We start from the raw sequence: 22,106 nt of genomic DNA, 5'->3' as shown, positions 1-22,106 counted from the left end.
AGATGAATAGCAGCTCAGATAATCTTGAAACTTTGTATCAAAATATAGACAAGTATTTTGCTCAGGAATATCAGAATTATGTGTCTGAGATAAACTATGTTGTAAGCAGTTTAGAAAGAATGACTCTCTTTGCTACTCGTTTTGATGTTTATAGTACGATTATTCTAATTGAGAAAGTTAGAGTAGCAACATCATTAGTTTCGTGCCCCAAGTTGGTGAGCTGTTCGACAAACATAAAAAACCATATTATCAACATATATGTGGCTGACTGTACTCTGACTTTGCAGCTATTAAAGCGATTGAAAGTCGAGTTGAAGCACTATCAAGAGCTTTTGAAGGATTCTTTTGAAGAATTAATTATTGCTGCTAGAAATAAAAACTGCCATGATTTTGCTAAATATATTCTTAGTAGAAAAAAAAGTTTTAATAGTTATGATGTTGCTCAAGTGAAAATTGTTAAATTAGCATCAAAGTTCCACTCGGAACAGAATTTAAATGATTTTTTAGAAGCTTTTAGTTGCTTGATGACTAGGGTTAAAACGTTTGCTAAAAACTCTTATTCAGTAAAGCAGTATTTTCCTCTTAAAGATAATCCTATAGCTGAACTTGTTCAACTAGTGATTTCAAAGAAAACAGAATCATATCAAATAGATTATAAAACTATTTCTGATAGTGAAGCTCTTTATTTGAAGGCTTACCAACAGGTGCATTCAGAGGATGAAAAATTATTTTTTTCAACGGTTTCAAAAAGCAGTTTAGTCATAAATAAATTAAGTTTGGAGTATCAGGATAATGGCGCAGTCAAGCAAAAACTAGATTACTCAATATTTGTTGCAACTCAATATTTCTTGGATTTTGATATAAAGTCAAATATTTTGGACTTGAATGATCAGCTGCAAGAGGTAGATAGAAGTAGTTTTAACGCATTTATAAATAGGCTTGCGATGACCTCTAAGGCTTTGCCGGATATTAAGCATATTCATCAGCAACTGGGTAAGCAAGCTACTCCGTTTACAGATGTTTTTGGGAAAAATGAGGAAACAGTTTATTCCGCAGAAGAATTATCAGCCTTAATAAATTTTTATTTTCATAAGAATGTGGCTTCAGCAAGTTATATTAATTACTTGCTTTATTCTAAAAAAACAAGCCAACTAACTAGTATTTTTGAATTTGAGCAGGTGCTTATAGATACTGTAAAAAGTTTAAAAATAGCTAACCAATCATCGTATGCAGCGAATATAGAAAAGCTTATGCAATGTATGAAAAAACTTGATGAAACTTATATTGGCCTGCAGGCTGAAGAAGATGTATTTTCAAAGAAGAGAGATTTTATATACAGACTACAGACGATAGCTTCTAGTTTTCAGCAGAAAAACTATAAAGATTTAATGGTAGAGCATGCAAAAGAAAGCAAGGCTATAGACAGCAAGCAAGTGTTAAAAAAAATAAATAAGTATATTGATGCAGGTGCTTATGATAATGCTACATCAAGTGCTAAAGAGCTGACACACTCTTTATTAATCTCGAAATATTATACGCAAGCTAAGCTTTATAACCTTTATGAAATCCCACCATTATCAGCAAAAATTCATCAAGAGCTAAGCGGCATTGACTTCAGTGATCAGCAAACTATATTTGGGCGAATTAATGATATTTATGAAGAATATTGGAGGGTATAGATATGCTTGATGATTTAAGGAATGCTATAGAGAATACAAAGAAACTACAGTCTCAAAGTTCAGATTTGGCTAATAAAATCAATGATTTAGCAACTGAGCTTAATAATATAAAGACTATAGTTTCTCCAGTCAGCATTAGTGCAGGAGGAGCAGCCTCTCAAGTAACATCTGTAATGGGGGGAATGCTTATGTGTAGTTTTGGTATTGCGCCCTCTAATTATTTGAGTATAAGGGCAACGACACTTACAAGCAGCTTACCAAGCTCAAATATTAGTGACTCTAAGATAGGAGTGAATATATTACCTTTTGGAGCATGTACTAACCCAGCAAACCCAGCAAAAATCCCATTTGTTTTTCCATGGCCATGTATACCGACATTAACACCATTTATACCCACAAGTCCAACGACGATGTTAGAGAAAATGCCGATAACAACAATGAATAGTAAAGCTATGTGTACATTTGCTGCTGGAGGAATGGTTAATTTCATCTCTCCTGGACAGTTCAACGCAAAAGCAACATAGGAGTGTGTTTATGACTGATGATAAAAATCAAGATATTACTTCATCTGAGACTGCTATGTTAACAGAAACTTTTAGTAATATAGCTCAAAATATAAAAACTGAGTTAGATGATAGAATTAATAACTATAGTAATAGTTTATTATATAAATATTATAATAATTTATTTTATTTCATACCAAAGCATTGTTTGCTTCAGATTGAGGATTCAAATTACTCAAGCTATAGGATTGTCCCAGATGAGCAGTTTTTTATTTATGATAAAAAAAGTGAACGCTCTCTCACTTATACTCCAAGGATGGAAACAAATATTCTTCCTGCTGAGAAAGTACAATGTTATAAGGTAAATGATAATAACTTGGCTGTTAAGATTAGGCTCAAAAATAGCTTTGAGCATGATAGTTTTAATCTTTGGATAAATCCAAACCTATCTAATCGAGAAAACTACTCAATAGATGGTTTTCTTGAGGAGATTTTAAACTCGAAAACAACAGATATTTTTGCAAAGGTTATTTATAGTGATGGAAGTGAAGCTATTAAAAAGATTTTTTTATCTAAGTTGAGATATCAGCTTAAGCCTATTGAAAATATTGCTATAGAAATTCATTCAAGATCTATTTGTCATGGTTTTAATATTAAAATTGAAAATTTATTTAGTTATAAGTCTGATGAAGTCAAGCGAATTACTCTTTACTTTAAAGTAAATGTGTCAGCTTATGGTTTACACGAAATAGATGACTTATTTAAGATTAACCTCGTACCTGTGTTTAATCTTTTTGATGATTACTCATATAGTTTTTATGCAAATAAGTTACTTTCTCAAGCAGTTATAAAGCATGATCAAGATGTAAGTGCTATACCTATTTCCATCAATTCAGTTTATGAAAACAATAAGATCGCAGAGTTTAATAATTTTTATTTTGAAGGAGCTAATGAATATTATTTCAATGTTTCCAAGCATAATCTTGACTATAATGTTGTTTTCCCAGACCTAGCAAATAGAAACAATAATACTAAAATTCATGTCTATGCAACATGGACACAAGATCTAGACTTATCTAATCTTATTGAAGTTAATTCTAGTTTGATTGCCTCAACGCAGTGTAAGATTAAGCCAATTAGCATCTTACCATCCAAAAGCAATTTTAATCAGTCTTCAGCAACTATATTTAACTTAGTAGATAAGTTAGTTTCAAATAATATATACATGAAATCTACATTTCTAAGTATCTTGAGTCTGTTGGATCTTCCAAAAGAGAAGATGGATCTTTTTGCAGAGCTTATACAAGATATTGATGTCGATGTGATAACCAATCATTTAATGATAATTACAAGTAATAAATACTCTAAAGAATCTAAGTTTTTTCTTAGATCAATTCTTAGAATGGTGTGTCAATTTATAAATATTAACTCTTTTACTTATATAAAAGAGTTTTCAATTAATGAGGGAAGGTAGGCGAGATATGTCCAAACTTAAAGAATTAGAAATAGTATTAAAAGTGATTAAAAAAACAAATGAGATCGTTCAGGAAACAGAGCTTGATAATGAGCGAATAGCTTTTTTTAGAGATGAAGTGCGTAAGAATGTATTTTTTCTGCAAGAAGAGCTTCAAGAACAATATAGTGAGACAGTTTCAAAATTTGTGGTATTTCCATTACTATCGTATGTTGATGAGAAAATCATGTTTAAGTATGAGAATGATAGTGCAAGTTTTAACTGGACATTATTGCAGTTGGAATATTATCACAGAAAAGATGGAGGAGAATATGTCTTTGAGATTATAGATAGCTTATTGTCTGATGAGATATACCCTTCAATCTGTTATAAAACAATGTACTTTATACTTAATGAAGGTTTTCTTGGTCAGTATTATGATAATAAGTTTGATAGAGTTTTCCTTTCATATATGAAAAAGATTTCATTGGTTGTAAATAAAAACGACTATGATACCTCTAAGTTCTATGATGCAAATAATACTCAAAGACCCAAGAAGGGGCCTAACTTTTTTAAGAAAAGTGCTCTCAAGCTATGTATTCCATTAGTATTGTTCGGTGTGAGTCTTTTATATTTTGTTTATTAAAGGAGTTTTTAGATGAGTAAGGTTATCGATGAGTTAAAAGGAAAGACATTAGAGCTTAAGGAGAGTATTAGTCCAATAAGTAACATTAAACTTTATGGATTATATGAAAATGCAGAGTATGAGCTGTACTTAAGCAAAGTTGTAGAGCTAATAGATAGCCAAGGGTTTATAGACATCTATACTTTATTTTTAGCTCTTAATAGTGAGCTAAGTTTGCATCTTGGCGATTATGAAAAAACATCTCAGCTATTATCTGATTACAATGATTATTTGAAGTTGTCATTTAATGAACTAAGTCCAGCAAACGTAAATCAAAGAAAAACGCTTTCTGAAAAAGCAGGTCATAGCTTCTTAATGTTTATGGAATCAAATCTTCAAGAAGTCTATAAAGCTGAAGATGATGATGCAAGATTAATAGATTTGGTTTTTTTAACAAAGCTGGAAGATTTTGTAGGTGTTTTTGAAGAGCTGGGGTTAATTTGTGATGATAGCTTTAAAAAAAATCTTCTTAATACGATCAATAAGTTTAAATATCTACATGATAGAAAGGAAAAGGAGAGTTTAGCTCTTCAGTCACAAGATGAAGAAGCTACAGATACCGAAAAAGCTGACAAAGATAAGCACTCTAATACTTCTATGCCTCTTTCTAATTATAAGTCATATAAGTGGCAAACTTTACTAGGGAAGATAGAAGTTTTAAAGAGTTTGGTTGATAAGGATAGGCTTTTTGAAACAGCAATAGTTTACGAGGATATTCAACAATTATTGGAGGATTTTGACCCTAAAGAATATTTTCCAGAGGTGTTTTTCTCATTATATAAAAAAGTTGCACCTGAGGTTAAAAAAATTCAACAAAGCATTGATTTTTATTCAACAAGTGCTCAATGGAACATCGCTAAAAAAATGTATCAAATTGATTACGAAAGCTTTTTAAGTGATTATGAGAAAATGCCCGAAAATAATGTCATAGGAATGCCTAGTGCAAATGAGCATTTCTACGAGAGCCAACAAGAGCCTGTTAAAAGAGATAGCTCTAGCAACAGTTTATTCGATGTGAATTTTGCGAACATGGATAATGTTTCTAAAGACAAAGGTAAAGCAGCACAAGCTTCAGCTGATGATAAAGTAGACGATGAAATAGATGATGTTTTCGATTTTTAAGGTTTAGAGTATGAAAAAAATTATTGCAGATTTAAAACCCTATGTTAGACAGTTATCTGTTAATAATTTGTTATATGTATTAATAAGCAACCATATTAAAATTAAAAATATTAGGCTAGAGCCTGTTTATGGTGATACAGTCAAAGATGCGACTATTGTCGATATTTGGAGTAGGGGTAAAACAACTTATGTTGCTATAAATGTTTTTAAAATAAAGGTCTTTGCACCTCTTCATGAAAAATATCTTATATATGAAAAAAACGACTTAACAAATGCTCTTAGCTCTCTTAAAATCGGTGTGAAAAATTTACTTTACAGATATGTTTTTGGTAGCAGCTATTTCCAACAATTGACCAAAGACAATATATATTTAAAGGCTTTTAAGCATAGGTTAACAATCGCAAATATTATGACAACGGCTTATAAGCAGCTCGCTGAAGATTATACAACAATAGTTGATTATGAGAGAAAGATTGAGGTAGTGGCAAACAAACCTAGTATGGTAGGTAAATCATATATTGACAGCATTTATCTAGGTACATATCGACGACAGTATATGCATATTGTGAGTATAAAGGTGTTTTTTTCATCTTGGTCGAGTCAAAAAAACAATTTAGATACGGTAATAGAAAGACTCCAAAAATTGCAAGCTCAGGTAGAGTGTCTAGGAGTTAAATTAAAAATTGAGGCTAGCAACCTTTCTAAGACAGCTAAAAATTCTTCATTTTATTTAGGAGATTATAGTTTGTGAAATAAAATTTAGGGATTTACCTGAAATTTAAAGTTTAAAGTAAAAAAGGAGAGTTTATGGCAAAGTATGAAAGACTCAACGCGGACCCAAGTGAAATTGAAAGTGTTGATGATATAGTGAAAAGATATAGTTTTGAGGATAGCACACAGCATGCATATGGGGATGATGGTTTTTTTAAGGGTAAAAAAGACTTTTTGAAAGCCTACTTCTTAAATAGTCGTGCTAGACAAGCATATTTCGAGGATGAAATTGTTATTAGACAAAAACATTCATTGAATGATGCTATGGATAAGGGTTATGATGCTATTGCTAAAGAGATATATGAAAAAAACTTAAACGATATTCAAAAGTTAAGTATTTTCAGTACTTGGAGACTTCCTAAGAGTGAAAAAAGAATAGGTGCCTGGAAAGATATTACTTTAGATGAAAAGTATCAATTTTTTATAAAGCAGTCTAATGACCAAGACTTAGGGGCTAGTAATATAGCATATATAAATACAGTTAATCCCTTGATACTTAAAATAAACACCAGCCTAAAAGCAAGTGCTTCTAAGCTAGTAAAAACTATCAAAAATGTAATAAAAGATCCTATAAGCGCCGCGTCAGATGAAGATAAAAGTTCACCAGAACCATTTAGTATTAATGCTGGAGTATCTGGAGGGTTAGATTTTGCAGGATCAATACGAGGTTATGGTAATGTCTGCTTATGGACATCTTTGCCCGAGTATGGAGAAAACTTTAAGCCAACAGGGAAAATTATGCCTGTGTATCTAGCAATGAGTGGAATATGCTACTATATAGATGTCAAAGGAGATTTAACCATTGGAGGTGGTGTTAGCTATAAGCCTGTAGCCCAAAAACGACAAGCTAAAGATAGTGAAGGAAAACTTAGATATGACGAAAAAGGACAAAAGGTTGATGAAGATGGCTATAGAATAGCTGAAATAATGGCTTCTAACTGGTCAGCAATGGCTACTTTGAACCTTATTAATTTTAAGGGCAAGGTTAGGTACTATAGCACTTGTTATAGGCTGATCAGTACCACAGATAAAATGGTAATACCTAATGTTATATCTGAGGGAAATACAACTATAAAAAATACAGCCCTAGAAGATATTAATCGTCTGTTTTTTACTAATGACATATATAGAGGGTATTCTTCACAAAAAGCAGGGTATTCAACTGAAAAATTTCAGCATGCTTATACGGGAAATATTATTAAAGGTGGTAAGACACAAAGGCATAATATTATAACAGGATCTCTACAAAAAGAAGGTCTGTCTGACCCTGTTTTAAATATCAGAACCACTGAGTCTGGAGCGTATATTAAGCTGGGAGAAGCTAGTGCTAAGAGTGGGTACTCTACAAGCTCATTACAGATTAAAGATTCAGAAGACTTAAAAAAATATAGGGAAGCTATAAAAAAGTATGATGAGGATATCCAACTAGATTTTACTGGTAGAGAAGGAACATTATCTGAGCAATTAAACCCTGTTTATGACACCATAGATACATTTAAAACTGAGGTTGAAGCAAGATTTTGTATTTTTGATAGAAAGTCATATTCAAAAACTAGAAATATAAGCTTAGCAATACCTTTCGATAAAAGACACTTGATGCCATCGAGCAAACTTGATGGACACCAGGATTTGATTAAGGAATATGATAAGAAAACAGCTAACACACAGCTAAAAGATCACTATAAGATTGCAGGGTTAAATAAGTCTGCAAACCTTAATTCCTTTAGTGTTGACGGTATAGATATTGATGATGTGGCAGGTAGAAACTTAGATAGAGAAACATTCCTTAAAACACTATCTGGTGAAGCTAAAAGTGCTCCATCAGGCAGCTCTGTTAGTGCACCATCTCTTGCACAAAGTGAAAGTAATGTGGCCGACATCTTTGGGTTTGATGATGCTACAGATACGAGAGATACGGATACTATATTGCTTCAAAACACAGTTATTAATTATACTCAGGATTTTGATGCGGGTATAACTATGTCTGGAGATTCCCAGAATTCATTCTTTTGTTCAAAAAAAGCTTCAATACTTACAGGTCTTGTATCTTCAGATAAGGATGGTAAAAGCCATACTAAAACAAAGACTTTAGATCATGCAAACACACGAAGTAAAGCTAATATCAGAGAAGAGATAGAGGCATACTTTAAAGAGAACAAAATTGATGTCAAAAAAGATTTCAAAAATCAAGATACAGTTGATGCGTTTTTCGCTTCAGAAGCATCATTAGGGATTAAATCTACAAATAATGTCGGTTATATATCTCTGTCAAGATTATTAGATAAAAATCAAGATGAAAAATATGAGTGTAGCTCTAACTCGGCTATCTTTTTCGGCTCATCTTTTGATATCTCAGTATATAAAAATTTTATTGCTTATATTGAGCATTTGAGAAAATATACATATACAGATAATAATATCTCAGAAATCCTTAAAATAATTAAAGATAATGATTTAAATAGCAATTTGAATATAGGTATTTTTTATTCGTTAGTAAAAAGATGCACAAAGTATATCAATAGTGGGCTAGATAGTAATTTGCGCTTAAGACAGAAGTTAGATGTTACTTTAGATAAGATTGTTAATGATGCCTTAAAAGGGGTCGTTAATCTTAGAAAAATACAATGGAAGAGTTCAGGATGGCGTGGCACGGAAGGGGACTTTAGCTATTGGGTCAAAAATAAGCTTACAGAATTAGATTATCCTCTATCGCAAGAGTTTTCTGCATACATTGGTATAATTGCAGATTATCATAACTCGAGTAATAAAAATGAGTTTACGCGTTATAAAGCTGCCTTAAGGTTTATGAGATTAAGAAGTACTTTTTTAATTAGGTTCTTAGAGCTTAAAAAGCTTTTTATAAAAGAGGAAAAATTAAATGGCGTTAAAGTTTCAGATGAGCATTTAAAGATGATTAATAGCATTATCTCTTTCTTATGTTTGTTTGACCATGAAAGACTGACTCAAAATATCAAGTTTGATGGTCAAGATGAAAAGAATGCATTTAAACATTTTTTTGAGGGATGTGTTAATTTTAATGGTTTTATTGAGAGCTTGCAGAATATGCAGACAGCATGTGCTAATAGTGGGGTTCCACTTGTAGCTTGGTTAGAATACCTCAATAACGAGCGAGATTTTGAACTTTTTAATGATCTTGTAGGTAATGTGGAAAAGCTAGGAATGACTACATCACTGGTTATAGAGTCTTGCTGGAAGGCTGATAAAGATTCTATAGGCGATATAATAGATGTCGATAATAGTAATAAAGACGATGCAGCTATCAAAAAGGATGTGAGTAGGCTTTATAATCATTTACAGAATAAATGTAAAAATACTCCCGGGTTCACCAAAGAAAAGTTTGTTGGGTTCAGAGTGTTAAAACAAGAAAACTCTACTAATACAAATATTGCTAAGTTTACTATAGGGTTAAGAGCCGATTTATCTACTGGAACAGCTTCTTTGAAGGCAGGAGATAGTAGTTTGGTGAGTGTAAATGTATTAAAAATAATTGAAAAAACTACTACATCCACACCAATAGTAGGCATAGGAGTCAAACTCTTTAGAAAAGTGTTAGACTGCTTTACAGAGGCAACGTTAGATTTTGAGGTAGGGATGACAAACAATGAGGAAAGATCCTCACAAGCATTGGTTACTATAATTTCTCATCGTGATAAGCTAAGAGACTACTATAGACCTACTGTAGTTTTATAGTCTTTTTTTCTTGGCATACAAATAAATAAGTTCCACCTTTATTTTTTTGATAAAAGTGGATGTTTCCTTCATGATAATTCTTTACTTATAGTAGGTTAATTATTGATATATAAAGATTATGGCTTGAAAAGAAATTATTTGCCCTTAAATCTATAGTATAAAGTTAATAAAAAAGGGAAGTTAAGATGGATATAAACAAATTTACAACAAAGTTGCAAGAAGCTTTAGCAGAAGCACAGTCTTATGCGTTTCAGCAAAAGGCCACAGAATTTACTTCTGCACACTTACTTAAAGCATTACTTGAGCAAAATGATAGTGTAGTTAGTGCTATATTAAATGTATGCAGTATAGATACGCAAGCTTTTATAAAAGCTATAAATAAACAGGTGGATTCTGTAGCTACACTAGGTAGTGATGGCAACCCTCAGATTGGAGCATCACGTGATCTGATAAATACATTACATAAAATGCAACAAATTGCAGATAAAAATGGTGATGAATTTATTGCTAGTGAAGTATTTTTGCTAGCGTCATTGGATGATAATAGCTTAAAAAGTCTGTATGGTAACTTTGAGCTTACAAAAGATAAAATCACAAAAGCGGTAGCGGATTACCGAGGGGGAGAAAAAGTGAGTAGTCAAAATCAAGAAGAAATGCAAGGAGCATTGGCTAAGTACACAGTTGATTTAACTGAATTAGCAAAAAAAGGCAAGATTGACCCTATTATAGGAAGAGACAGCGAGATTCGTAGAACTATACAGGTTCTTCAAAGACGCACAAAAAACAATCCGGTTCTTATTGGAGAACCAGGTGTAGGTAAGACAGCTATAGTTGAAGGTCTTGCTCAACGCATAATTAATAATGAGGTTCCTGAAGGGATAAAAGGTAAAAAAGTACTATCGCTAGATATGGGTGCTTTGCTAGCAGGTGCTAAGTTTAGAGGTGATTTTGAAGAGCGTTTAAAAGCTGTGCTAAAAGAATTATCTAAGCAAGATGGTAATGTAATTTTATTTATAGATGAAATACATACTATGGTCGGTGCTGGTAAGTCAGAAGGCTCTATGGATGCTGGTAATATGCTTAAACCCGCACTAGCTCGTGGAGAGCTAAAGTGTGTAGGAGCAACGACTTTAGATGAGTATCGTGAAAATGTAGAAAAAGATCCTGCACTAGAACGAAGATTCCAAAAGGTGTTAGTAGAAGAGCCTACGGTTGAAGATACTATCGCTATATTACGAGGTTTGAAAGAAAGGTATGAGCTACATCACAAAGTAAATATTACAGATTCTGCGATAGTTGCTGCAGCTACATTATCACACAGATATGTAACAGATAGACAGCTACCAGATAAGGCTATTGATTTGATGGATGAGGCAGCAAGTCAAATTCGTATGGAGATAGACTCAAAGCCAGAAGCGATGGAAACACTTTATAGAAGAATTATCCAGCTAAAAATGCAGCGCGAGCAACTTAAAAAAGAAAAAGATGACGCTACGAAAAAGCGTTTGAAGATACTTGAAACTGAAATAAAAGGTCTAGATTCTGAGTACAAGGGCTTAGAGGAGATTTGGAAAGCAGAGAAGCTAAAAATGCAAGGTACAAGCAAGCTGAAAGAAAAACTTGAAAAAGCTAAGTTTGAGCTTGAAAAGTATCAAAGAGCTGGCGACTTAAATAAGATGTCAGAACTGCAATACGGTAAAATTCCAGAGCTTGAAGCTCAGATTAAGCAGATAGAAGAGACAGCTTCTGATCTAAGTGAAAATAAGCTAGTTAGAACATCAGTTACAGAAAATGAGATTGCAGATGTAGTTTCAAAAGCTACAGGTATTCCAGTTTCTAAGATGATGGAAGGCGAGAAAGATAAGCTCTTACAGATGGAAGACTTCTTGCATAAAAGAGTGATAGGGCAAAACCAAGCGATAACAGCTGTATCAAATGCGGTTAGAAGATCTCGTTCTGGATTGTCTGATCCAAATAGACCAATTGGCTCATTTATGTTTTTAGGCCCAACAGGTGTAGGTAAGACAGAGCTTACAAAAGCACTAGCAGAATTTCTATTTGATGACCAAGATGCTATGCTTCGTGTAGATATGTCTGAGTTTATGGAGAAGCATTCTGTAGCAAGACTTATTGGAGCTCCTCCGGGCTATGTAGGCTACGAGCAAGGAGGTTATTTGACAGAGCATGTGCGAAGAAGACCATATTCTGTAATACTTCTTGATGAGGTGGAGAAAGCTCATGCAGATGTATTTAACATCTTGTTGCAAGTTTTAGATGATGGTCGTCTTACAGATGGTCAAGGTCGCACTGTTGACTTTAAAAACACTGTGATAGTAATGACTTCAAACCTTGGTTCGCATAAGATTCAAGAAATGCAGGGTGATGACTATGAAACTGTAAAATCTGCTGTGATGGAGATGGTACTAAGTCACTTTAGACCAGAATTTATTAACAGAATTGATGACACTGTAGTGTTTGAGCCATTAGACAAGCAAATGATAGCTTCAATAGCTAAAATACAAATCAAACGATTAGAAAAGCGTTTAGCAGATTTGCATATTGGCTTGAAAGTAACCGATAAAGCTATGACTAAGCTTGCTGATGCAGGGTTTGATCCTGTGTTTGGTGCAAGACCATTAAAAAGAGCTATTCAAAATAGCCTAGAAAACCCTTTAGCAATGAAGCTCCTTGATGGTGAATTTAAAGCTGAGGAAACAATAATCGTTGATGTAGACACTAATGGGGATATCTCTTTTTCTAAATAAATTTCTTTATAAATGATAGTTTGTACACTATTATCTTTCTAAGACGTAATTCTAATCCTTAAATTGAATGTGTGTTGAGCGAAATATATCGAAAAATTTGATTTTTTTGTTAGCTGTTTCATGTGGCGTAATTGTTGCAAATATTTATTACTCCCAGACTATTATTTCAGTAATTAGCGACACATTAAATATGTCGCTTAAATCCTCTGGTTTTATAGTTTCTATAACGCAACTAGGCTATGGGGTAGGGCTAGTATTCTTAGTCCCCCTTGCTGATAAATACGAAAATAAGAAATTGATTCTTTCATTGATAATTCTCTCAATAGTTATAACTATAGCTATTACATTAACGACCTCACCATCTCTTTTTTTAATTATTTCACTATTACTGGGAGTTAGTGCTGTTGCTGTACAAGTAATCGTTCCATATGTCTCTCACTTAGCCGCAGCAACTGAAAGAGGGCGTGTTGTAGGGAATGTGATGAGTGGTTTGATGCTTGGTATTATGATGTCACGCCCTGCCTCTAGTTTTATAAGCGAATTTCTTCCTTGGCAGTTTGTTTACATTCTTTCAGCTATATTAATGTTTATATTGTTGATGGTTTTATGGTTCAAACTGCCCGAGAGACATCCTAAAAATCCCCTTAAATATTTAGAGATTTTGAAATCTATGAAAATGATTGTAGTAAGCGAGCCTGTACTTAGAAGAAGGTCTATATATCAAGCTGCAATGTTTGGTTGCTTTAGCTTGTTTTGGACAGCCTCGCCATTATTGTTGCTAAGTCCAGTATTTAATTTTAGCCATCAAGGTGTTGCATTATTTGCACTGGCTGGTGTAGCTGGCGCTATTGCGGCACCCTTAGCAGGTAAAATGGCAGACCAAGACAAGGTTAGAAAGGGTACCAAGTATGCAATGATAATAGCAATGATATCCTTTGGGCTAACATTGTTTTGTCAGTCAGGATCTGTCGTAGCTGTTTTCACACTAACTGTTGCGGCGATATTAATTGATTTTGCTACGGCTCTAAACCTTGTTTTAGGGCAGAGAGAGATTTTTCTACTTAACTCCGCATTTAGAAGTCGTATTAATGGTATCTATATGGCTACCTTTTTCTTGGGAGGATCTGTAGCATCAGCTTTGGGAGCATGGGTATTTGTAGTGTTTGGATGGGTTGGTGTAGTAACGGTAAGTGTTACAATCTTGTTACTAGCTTTTATTTACTTCTTAACAGAAAAAACACCTTTAGATTTTAACTCTACGTTAGTGTAAGAGCTATTTAAAGTAAGCTAGAGAATCCTTTTATTCTAAAAATTCCTTGATGCTAATCTGATTGTTTTTCTAAATAAATATCTTTATCGATTTGGGTTTATATATTATCATCGTGGTATATAAGCTTTACTCAAAACTTCCATGAAACAAAAACTTATCACATTAATTTTATTAACTATTTCAGTTGTTGCTTATGCAGTACCTGCTTATCAAAATGTTCCAGGAATATCAGCTCAAGATAATCAGCGAATAAAGCAGACTTTGGAAAAGTACGAAAACTACGAAGGCAGAAAGGTTGCTACATTTGATGCTGATGGGACTGTTATAGGTCAAGTTCCATACTATCTTGCAGATGAAGCTCTATTTGATTATGCGATTAATCACACTGGTAAAAAACTAGATTTGATAAAGGAAATGACTTCTACTTCAAATACATCCAAAGATTATCTTTCTCAAAGAGTAAACTACTTTTCTGGACTAACACCTCAAGAAGTTACTGAGTTGGGTAATAAAACTTTTAACAAATATTATAGAGATAAAATCTATTCGAATATCAAAGTGCTTATTCAAGATTTGAAGAGTTATGGTTTTGAAGTTTGGATTGTTAGTGCTTCACCAGAGCTTTTATACCAAGGATTTTTATCAGCAGAGTTAGATATACCAGTTACTCATATTATCGGAGTTAAATCTGTAGTTAGTAATGGAGTTATTACAAATAAAATAGTTTTGCCTATCTCGCAAGATGATGGAAAGGTAGATGCTATAGAAATTATCATAAAAGCTAAGCCTATTTTGGCGGCAGGTAATAGTACTAGTGATGTGGAAATGCTTAACTATAGTAGTGCTTTAAAAGTTATAGTAAATCCTAATAGTAGTAAAAAAGTGGATTATCTTGGTAGTAAAACATTAAAAGAATATGCTAAAAGTCAAAGCTGGGTAATCGCAAAAGCTAATGATACTATTGATGTTGCGGACTATAAAAGTATGGCAAGCTATAAGTTTCATGTTAAGCAAAATGATATAAATGTTGTAACAACAGATAGCTAAGTAATTGTTGTAACAACAGATAGCTAAGTAATTGTTGAAACTTATGTTGTTGGGAGCTTTGTTTTCTAAATAAAAAAACTCTTCTAAAATATTTGTTTTTCTTTTATATTAGAGCCTATGCTATTTCAAACTTGTATATTATGAACAAAACGATTGTTTTTAGTGTTGGTGTTTTTTTATCATTTATTAGTTATGCTGAAAAAATACCACTGTATATTTCAGCCGACCTAACTCCTCAATCTAGGGAGTTACTTGAAAAAGAAGTAGGGCAGTTACAATTTTCTAATTCAGGGTTGAAAAAAAATGATTATTTAGATCATACAACCATAACATATGCTCCAAATAAAACTATCTTTGCTAAATATGAAAAGTTAGCGCCAGCTGAAGATAAAATGACTATCAAACCATACAAGCTATGTTGGTCGAAAAATTTTGGTGTCGAGGCTGCTTTAGTTTACTTATATAATTCAAAAGGCGAAAAAATTCCTTCCACAAATAAGTATCAGCACATAACGATTGCAACAAATGGCAAGCCTCCTGTTGCAAGTAATTATCTTTTTGAAAAAGCAGAAGAAAATAATAATGATAGTGATAAAGTTACGGATCTTGAATGCAAAAAATTATCAAGCATATCTTTAGAAGCTATAAGCACTTATCACTATGCTTAAAATATTGCTATAATGTTTATTATAATTATATTTGTTAGAGGTTGAACAGTGTGAATAGTAAACTTTCTAGTGCTAAAATAATGTTACTCGGTTCAGGAGAGCTTGGCAAAGAGTTTATCATAGCTGCTCAAAGGCTAGGAATTTCAACTATTGCAGTTGATAGATACGAAGATGCTCCTGCAATGCAAGTAGCCCATCAAAGCTTCACTATAGATATGCAAGATGCAATACAGCTTGAAAACCTAATAAAGCAACAGCAACCCACACACATAGTCCCAGAGATAGAAGCCATAAATACAGATGTATTAGTTAAGCTAGAAAAAGAGGGCTTTAATGTAATACCTTGTGCAATGGCTACAAAGCTAACCATGGACAGACAAGGCATAAGACAACTTGCATCAGAAGAGCTAGGTTTAGCTACATCAAAGTTTAGATTTGCATCGACAAAAGATGAGTATTTCAAAGCTGTAGAAGAAGTGAAGCTACCATTTGTGGTAAAACCAGTGATGAGTTCATCAGGTAAAGGGCAGTCTATAGTAAAAGATTGTGCAAGTGTAGAAAATGCTTGGGAATATGCTCATAGTGCAGCACGGGGCAATACTAAAAGCGTAATCGTTGAGCAGTTTATTGATTTTGATTATGAGATTACTCTTCTTACAGTCAGACATAAGGCAGGTACAAGCTTTTGTGAACCTATAGGTCACACTCAGGAAGATGGAGATTATAGAGTATCATGGCAGCCTCAAGCTATGTCACAAGGAGCTATTGAAGAGGCTCAGCATATAGCGACTAAAGTAACAGAAGCCTTGGGCGGTTTTGGAGTTTTTGGTGTTGAGCTTTTCATAAGAGGGGAAGAGGTGTTTTTTAATGAAGTATCTCCACGCCCACATGATACCGGTATGGTAACGTTGACGTCACAAAATATTAATGAGTTTGAATTACATCTAAGAGCGATACTTGGGCTACCTATTCCTAAAGTTGAGCTTTTAGCACCATCAGCATCCGCAGCTATTCTTTTAGAAGGAGATACTTCGAACCCTCAGGTAGAAGGTGTCGAAGAAGCATTAAAAGTAGACAATACGGAAGTTAGGCTTTTTGGTAAAAAAGAGATTCATGGTAAACGCAGGATGGGAGTAATTTTATCAAAGGCTAGTAGTATTGATGCTGCTATTTTACAATCTAAAGAGGCTTTATCTAAAATTGGTCTGGTATAAGTTCTGCGTCTTAATAGCTTTAAATTTATTTATTTCTCTTTTTCTTTTCTTTTATTTGTTTTTTTGATAGTATTATCGTCTAATGCTATTTTTGCACATGGCCTATGCTATGCGTAGCGTTATAAATTTAATTAAAAACTGATAATAAAAACGGAGAATAATAACTAATGGCAACTATAAATCAGTTGGTGAACAACCCTCGTAAGAGATCGGTTGTTAAATCTAAGGTTCCTGCGTTGAAGGCGTGTCCTCAAAGAAGAGGTGTTTGTACGAGAGTTTATACAACTACTCCAAAAAAGCCCAACTCAGCTCTTAGAAAAGTGGCTCGTGTAAGATTAACGAGTGGCTTTGAAGTAACAAGTTATATTGGTGGTGAAGGCCATAACCTACAAGAGCACAGTGTTGTGCTTATTCGTGGTGGAAGGGTTAAAGATTTGCCAGGTGTGCGTTACCACATCGTTAGGGGTGCTTTAGATACTTCTGGTGTTAATGATCGTAAGCACGGCCGTTCTAAGTACGGAACTAAGCGTCCTAAGTCGTAGTTTGTGTTTAAAATTTTTTAATATAAGAAGGTGTATTAATGTCAAGAAGAAATAGAGCTCCTAAAAGAGATATCCTACCTGATCCTAAGTATAAAAGTCAGGTTGTTGCCAAGTTCGTTAACCATATTATGCTAGATGGTAAAAAATCAGTAGCTGAAAAAATTGTTTATGGTGCGTTTGATAGAATTAAAGCTAAAGATGCTTCATTAAATGAAGTTGAAGTTTTTGAGACTGCTTTAGAAAGCATAAGTCCGCATGTTGAGGTTAAATCTCGTCGTGTTGGTGGTGCTACTTATCAAGTACCTGTAGAGGTTAGACCTGAGCGTCGTCAAACTCTAGGTATGAGATGGATCATAGATGCTGCGCGTAAGCGTAAAGAAAACACTATGGGTGATAGACTAGCTGCTGAACTTATGGAAGCTGTTGAAGGTAGAGGGTCTGCTGTTAAGAAGAGAGAAGATACTCATAAAATGGCAGAGGCTAACAAAGCTTTTGCTCACTTTAGATGGTAATTAGGGAGAAATTATAGTGTCTCGTACAACGGTTTTAGAAAAATATAGAAACATTGGTATCTGTGCCCATGTAGATGCAGGTAAAACTACTACTACAGAGCGTATCTTGTTTTACACAGGTCTTTCTCATAAAATTGGTGAGGTTCATGATGGTGCTGCTACTATGGACTGGATGGAGCAAGAGCAAGAAAGAGGTATTACAATTACTTCAGCTGCTACTACTACATTCTGGTCTGGTATGGATCAGCAGTTTCCTGAGCATCGTATCAACATTATTGATACTCCAGGTCACGTTGACTTTACTATTGAAGTAGAGCGTTCACTTCGTGTGCTTGACGGTGCAGTGGTAGTGTTTTGTGGTTCATCTGGTGTTGAGCCTCAGTCAGAGACTGTATGGCGCCAAGCTAATCGTTATGGTGTGCCAAGAATCGTATTTGTAAACAAAATGGATAGGTCTGGTGCGGATTTTGAAAGAGTTGTTGATCAGATCAAAACTCGTTTAAAAGCAACGGTTGTTCCTGTTCAGTTAAACATCGGCGCTGAAGAAGATTTCAAGGGCGTTGTTGATCTTATTAAGATGAAAGCTATCATGTGGAATGAGGAAGACAAGGGTCTTACTTATGATCTTGTTGAAATCCCTGCTGAACTTCAAGATAGAGCTGAAGAGCTTCGCATGGAAATGATTGAAGCTGCCGCTGAAGCAAATGAAGAAATGATGGAAAAGTATCTTGAAGGCGAAGAGCTTACAGAGGATGAAATTCATGAAGGTTTGCGTCAGCGTGTGATCAATAATGAAATCGTTCTTGCTTTCTGTGGTTCTGCGTTTAAGAATAAAGGTGTTCAGGCTGTACTTGATGGTGTTATCCGTTATTTACCTGCTCCAAACCAAGTTCCTGCAATTAACTGTGAAACTGAAGATGGTGAGCCAGCTTCAAGAAAATCTTCTGATGATGAGCCGTTCTCAGCTTTAGCATTTAAGTTAGCAACAGACCCGTTTGTTGGTAACCTTACTTTTGTGAGGGTGTACTCGGGTGTGATTAAGTCTGGTGATGCTGTTTATAACTCTGTTAAGGGTAAGAAAGAGCGTATTGGTCGTATTGTTCAGATGCATGCTAACAAGCGTGAAGAGATCAAAGAAATTCGTGCTGGTGATATAGCTGCGTGTATCGGTCTCAAGTCAGTAACTACGGGTGATACCTTATGTGATCCTGATAAGACTGTAATTCTTGAGAGAATGGAGTTCCCTGAGCCGGTAATATCTGTTGCGGTTGAGCCTAAAACAAAGGCTGACCAAGAGAAAATGGGTATTGCTTTAGGTAAACTTGCTGCGGAAGATCCATCTTTCAGAGTTAAAACTGATGAAGAGTCTGGTCAAACAATTATTTCAGGAATGGGTGAGTTACACTTAGATATTCTTGTTGATCGTATGAAGCGTGAGTTTAAAGTGGAGGCTAATGTTGGTAATCCGCAGGTAGCATACAGGGAAACTATTCGTGCAAATGTTGATCAAGAATCTAAGTTTGTTCGTCAGTCTGGTGGTCGCGGTCAGTACGGACATGTATATGTTAAGTTTGAGCCATTATCAGCTAAAAATGAAGATGGTACTGATAAGGTATTTGAATTCGTCGATGAAATTGTTGGTGGTGTGATCCCTAAAGAATACATTGGCTCAGTTTCAAAAGGTATTGAAGAGCAAATGACTAATGGTGTTTTAGCTGGATACCCAATGATTGGTGTAAAAGCTACTCTATATGATGGTTCATTCCATGATGTAGATTCATCTGAAATGGCGTTTAAAATTGCTGGATCAATGGCGATCAAAGAGGGTGCTAAAAAAGCAAATGCTTGCATTCTTGAGCCTGTGATGAAAGTTGAAGTTGTAACACCAGAGGACTATCTTGGTGATGTTATGGGTGACCTTAACAGAAGAAGAGGTATTATTGAGGGTATGGATGAAAATCCAAGTGGTAGAGTGATTAATGCTTTAGTACCATTGGCTGAAATGTTTGGTTACGCAACTAATGTGCGTTCAATGAGCCAAGGTAGAGCATCATTCTCTATGGAGTTTAGCAAGTATGCTGAAGTTCCAAACAATATCGCTGAAGATATCATCAAATCTCGTAACTCATAATTAGAAGGATAAAAATAAAATGGCTATAAATAATCAAAGAATCAGAATAAGATTAAAAGCCTTTGATCATAAGCTTATTGATGTTTCTACTCAAGAAATTGTTGATACTGCTAAGAAAACAGGCGCACAAGTTAAGGGTCCAATCCCTTTACCAGTTCGCAAAGAGAGATTTACAATACTTATCTCTCCTCATGTGAACAAGAAAGCAAGAGATCAATATGAGATCAGAACTCACAAGAGATTGATCGATATAGTTGAACCTACAGATAAAACTGTAGATGCTCTTATGAAGCTAGATTTAGCATCAGGTGTTGATGTTCAGATCAGTTTAAGCTAATATATACGCTACGCTTTTGAATTTCGGTTCAAAAATGTAGCTATTAGGTCTCTATGGTCAATCGTAATCATAGGGTTAATATAATAATAATAGAGGATTAAATAATGTCTTTAGGATTAGTTGGTCGCAAATGTGGTATGACTCGTGTATTTACCAAAGAAGGCGTATCTATTCCTGTAACAGTTGTTCAAGTTGAGGCTAATAAAGTTACTCAAGTTAAAACTTCTGAGACAGATGGGTATAGTGCTATTCAGGTAACTACTGGTTTTAAAAAGCGTTCTAATGTAAGTAAGCCTACAGCTGGTCATTTCGCGAAAGCAAGTGTTGAGCCAGGTAGAGGCTTATGGGAGTTTACTATCGAAGCAGGTCATGAGTACGAAGTAGGTTCATCTATAGATGCAACTATGTTCGAAGCTGGCCAGAAGGTCGATGTAAGAGGTGTGTCAAAAGGTAAAGGTTTCCAAGGTGGCGTTAAGCGTCATAACTTTGCTATGCAAGATGCAACTCATGGTAACTCTGTTTCTCATAGAGCACACGGTTCAACGGGTCAAAACCAGACTCCGGGCCGTGTATTCAAAGGCAAGAAGATGGCTGGACATATGGGTAGCGAAAACGTTACTATTCAGTCTCTTGAAGTTGTGAGAGTAGACGCAGAAAATGGTTTATTGCTTTTGAGAGGTGGTATTCCAGGTTCAGTTGGTGGTGATATAATCGTTTCACCAGCAGTAAAGAGCTAGTAGATTAAATATTAATATACCGGAGAGTTATTGTGGACTTAAATATTAAATCATTAACTGGTAATGAAGCTGGTTCAGTAGCTGTTGCAGATGCTATTTTTGCAACTGACTACAATGAATCGCTTATTCACCAGGTTGTAGTTGCCTATATGGCAGGTGCTCGTCAAGGAACTAAAGCGCAAAAAACTAGATCAGAAGTATCTGGTGGCGGTGCAAAGCCTTGGAGACAGAAAGGTACAGGTAGAGCAAGAGCTGGTACAATCCGTTCGCCTATCTTTAGAAAAGGTGGTGTTACTTTCGCTGCTAAGCCAAAGAGCTATAAGCAAAAAGTAAATCGCAAAATGTATTCAACAGCTGTGAAGTCTATTTTATCTGAGCTAATAAGATCGGGTAGAATGAGCATAGTTGAAGAGTTGAAATTAGAAACTCCTAAAACAAAAGAATTCAAAGCAATTGTAGATTCTATGAATGTTAAAGATGTTGTGTTTGTTACTGGTGTTGAAGAGTTTACTGAAAATTTATATCTTTCATCTAGAAACCTTAAAAATGTAGCAGTATGTGATTCTGTGGAAATAAATCCTGTTTCTCTAATTTGCTTCGAAAATGTAGTTGTTACTAAGAAGGCTATAAAAGAAATAGAGGAGAAATTAGTATGAGTTCTCAAGAAAGATTGCTGAAAACTGTAATTAGACCTCATGTATCTGATAAGACTTATGGCTTGTCTGATGCTAATTCTACTATAGTATTTCAAGTTGCAAGAGATGCGACTAAGCTTGAAATAAAAGATTCAGTTGAGCAGCTATTTGAAGTTAAAGTTGAGTCAGTGAATGTTCTTAATGTTAAGGGTAAGGCTCGTAAGTTCGGTCGTACTCAAGGTAGAACAAAGGCTTGGAAAAAAGCTTATGTTAGACTAGCAGAAGGTCACGATATCAACTTTGTTGGTGCAGAGTAATTTAAGG

The 22,106-nt window shown here is 34.5% G+C and carries 19 protein-coding genes; all 19 read left to right on the top strand.

The genetic code is table 11. The features are described 5' to 3' along the window. The first annotated feature begins 2 nt into the window (after positions 1 to 2). The 19 genes from FLM55_RS05425 to rplW all read left to right on the top strand — a co-directional run bounded on the left by FLM55_RS05425 (position 3) and on the right by rplW (position 22,099). Positions 3 to 1,679, top strand: coding sequence for a hypothetical protein (locus FLM55_RS05425; protein WP_178948367.1), 1,677 nt, complete (start codon positions 3 to 5; stop codon positions 1,677 to 1,679). 2 nt (positions 1,680 to 1,681) lie between these two features. Further along, entirely contained in the window at positions 1,682 to 2,203 is a 522-nt protein-coding gene (iglG, locus tag FLM55_RS05420; RefSeq protein WP_178948366.1) for a type VI secretion system PAAR-like protein IglG, read from the top strand. Between the two features lie 10 nt (positions 2,204 to 2,213). Further along, positions 2,214 to 3,656, top strand: coding sequence for a type VI secretion system baseplate subunit TssF/IglH (iglH, locus tag FLM55_RS05415; protein ID WP_178948365.1), 1,443 nt, complete (start codon positions 2,214 to 2,216; stop codon positions 3,654 to 3,656). Between the two features lie 7 nt (positions 3,657 to 3,663). Continuing rightward, positions 3,664 to 4,281 carry a DotU family type IV/VI secretion system protein gene (locus FLM55_RS05410; RefSeq protein WP_112870848.1) on the top strand — a complete coding sequence of 206 codons (618 nt, stop codon included), beginning with the start codon at positions 3,664 to 3,666 and terminating at the stop codon, positions 4,279 to 4,281. A gap of 12 nt (positions 4,282 to 4,293) precedes the next feature. Continuing rightward, the gene (locus FLM55_RS05405; RefSeq protein ID WP_178948364.1) at positions 4,294 to 5,442 is read left to right on the top strand and encodes a type VI secretion system protein IglI family protein; all 1,149 of its coding nucleotides are present in this window, start codon (positions 4,294 to 4,296) and stop codon (positions 5,440 to 5,442) included. A gap of 10 nt (positions 5,443 to 5,452) precedes the next feature. Further along, positions 5,453 to 6,193, top strand: a complete 741-nt coding sequence (iglJ, locus tag FLM55_RS05400) for a type VI secretion system baseplate protein IglJ (protein ID WP_178948363.1) — start codon at positions 5,453 to 5,455, stop codon at positions 6,191 to 6,193. Between the two features lie 56 nt (positions 6,194 to 6,249). Further along, on the top strand, positions 6,250 to 9,924 hold the full coding sequence (locus FLM55_RS05395) for a hypothetical protein (protein ID WP_178948362.1): 3,675 nt from the start codon (positions 6,250 to 6,252) through the stop codon (positions 9,922 to 9,924). Between the two features lie 185 nt (positions 9,925 to 10,109). Further along, the gene (gene clpB / locus FLM55_RS05390) at positions 10,110 to 12,689 is read left to right on the top strand and encodes an ATP-dependent chaperone ClpB (protein WP_178948361.1); all 2,580 of its coding nucleotides are present in this window, start codon (positions 10,110 to 10,112) and stop codon (positions 12,687 to 12,689) included. Positions 12,690 to 12,786: 97 nt separating this feature from the next. Further along, on the top strand, positions 12,787 to 13,959 hold the full coding sequence (locus FLM55_RS05385) for an MFS transporter (RefSeq protein ID WP_256868848.1): 1,173 nt from the start codon (positions 12,787 to 12,789) through the stop codon (positions 13,957 to 13,959). Positions 13,960 to 14,100: 141 nt separating this feature from the next. Further along, on the top strand, positions 14,101 to 15,006 hold the full coding sequence (locus FLM55_RS05380; RefSeq protein ID WP_178948359.1) for an HAD family phosphatase: 906 nt from the start codon (positions 14,101 to 14,103) through the stop codon (positions 15,004 to 15,006). 140 nt (positions 15,007 to 15,146) lie between these two features. Further along, a complete protein-coding gene (locus tag FLM55_RS05375) occupies positions 15,147 to 15,674 on the top strand; it encodes a hypothetical protein (RefSeq protein WP_178948358.1) in 528 nt (175 codons plus the stop codon). A 50-nt stretch (positions 15,675 to 15,724) separates the two neighbouring features. Next, positions 15,725 to 16,888 (top strand): formate-dependent phosphoribosylglycinamide formyltransferase, encoded by a 1,164-nt coding sequence (gene purT, locus FLM55_RS05370; RefSeq protein WP_256868847.1) that lies wholly within the window; start codon positions 15,725 to 15,727, stop codon positions 16,886 to 16,888. A gap of 167 nt (positions 16,889 to 17,055) precedes the next feature. Beyond that, positions 17,056 to 17,430: a 30S ribosomal protein S12 gene (rpsL, locus tag FLM55_RS05365; protein ID WP_112869183.1), complete on the top strand. Its 375-nt coding sequence runs from the start codon at positions 17,056 to 17,058 to the stop codon at positions 17,428 to 17,430. 38 nt (positions 17,431 to 17,468) lie between these two features. Continuing rightward, entirely contained in the window at positions 17,469 to 17,942 is a 474-nt protein-coding gene (gene rpsG / locus FLM55_RS05360) for a 30S ribosomal protein S7 (protein WP_112869184.1), read from the top strand. Positions 17,943 to 17,958: 16 nt separating this feature from the next. Beyond that, the gene (gene fusA / locus FLM55_RS05355) at positions 17,959 to 20,073 is read left to right on the top strand and encodes an elongation factor G (RefSeq protein ID WP_178948356.1); all 2,115 of its coding nucleotides are present in this window, start codon (positions 17,959 to 17,961) and stop codon (positions 20,071 to 20,073) included. Between the two features lie 25 nt (positions 20,074 to 20,098). Further along, positions 20,099 to 20,410: a 30S ribosomal protein S10 gene (rpsJ, locus tag FLM55_RS05350; RefSeq protein ID WP_035720325.1), complete on the top strand. Its 312-nt coding sequence runs from the start codon at positions 20,099 to 20,101 to the stop codon at positions 20,408 to 20,410. 104 nt (positions 20,411 to 20,514) lie between these two features. Continuing rightward, on the top strand, positions 20,515 to 21,147 hold the full coding sequence (rplC, locus tag FLM55_RS05345) for a 50S ribosomal protein L3 (protein WP_178948355.1): 633 nt from the start codon (positions 20,515 to 20,517) through the stop codon (positions 21,145 to 21,147). Between the two features lie 44 nt (positions 21,148 to 21,191). After that, on the top strand, positions 21,192 to 21,803 hold the full coding sequence (gene rplD / locus FLM55_RS05340) for a 50S ribosomal protein L4 (RefSeq protein WP_373193973.1): 612 nt from the start codon (positions 21,192 to 21,194) through the stop codon (positions 21,801 to 21,803). Next, positions 21,800 to 22,099, top strand: a complete 300-nt coding sequence (rplW, locus tag FLM55_RS05335; RefSeq protein WP_112869188.1) for a 50S ribosomal protein L23 — start codon at positions 21,800 to 21,802, stop codon at positions 22,097 to 22,099. Before rplD ends, rplW begins: the two co-directional genes overlap by 4 nt. The last annotated feature ends 7 nt before the right edge of the window (positions 22,100 to 22,106 follow it).

Source organism: Francisella sp. Scap27 (assembly GCF_013394105.1).
GTDB classification, from domain to species: domain Bacteria; phylum Pseudomonadota; class Gammaproteobacteria; order Francisellales; family Francisellaceae; genus Francisella; species Francisella adeliensis.
This window is presented reverse-complemented; position numbering and strand designations above follow the sequence as displayed.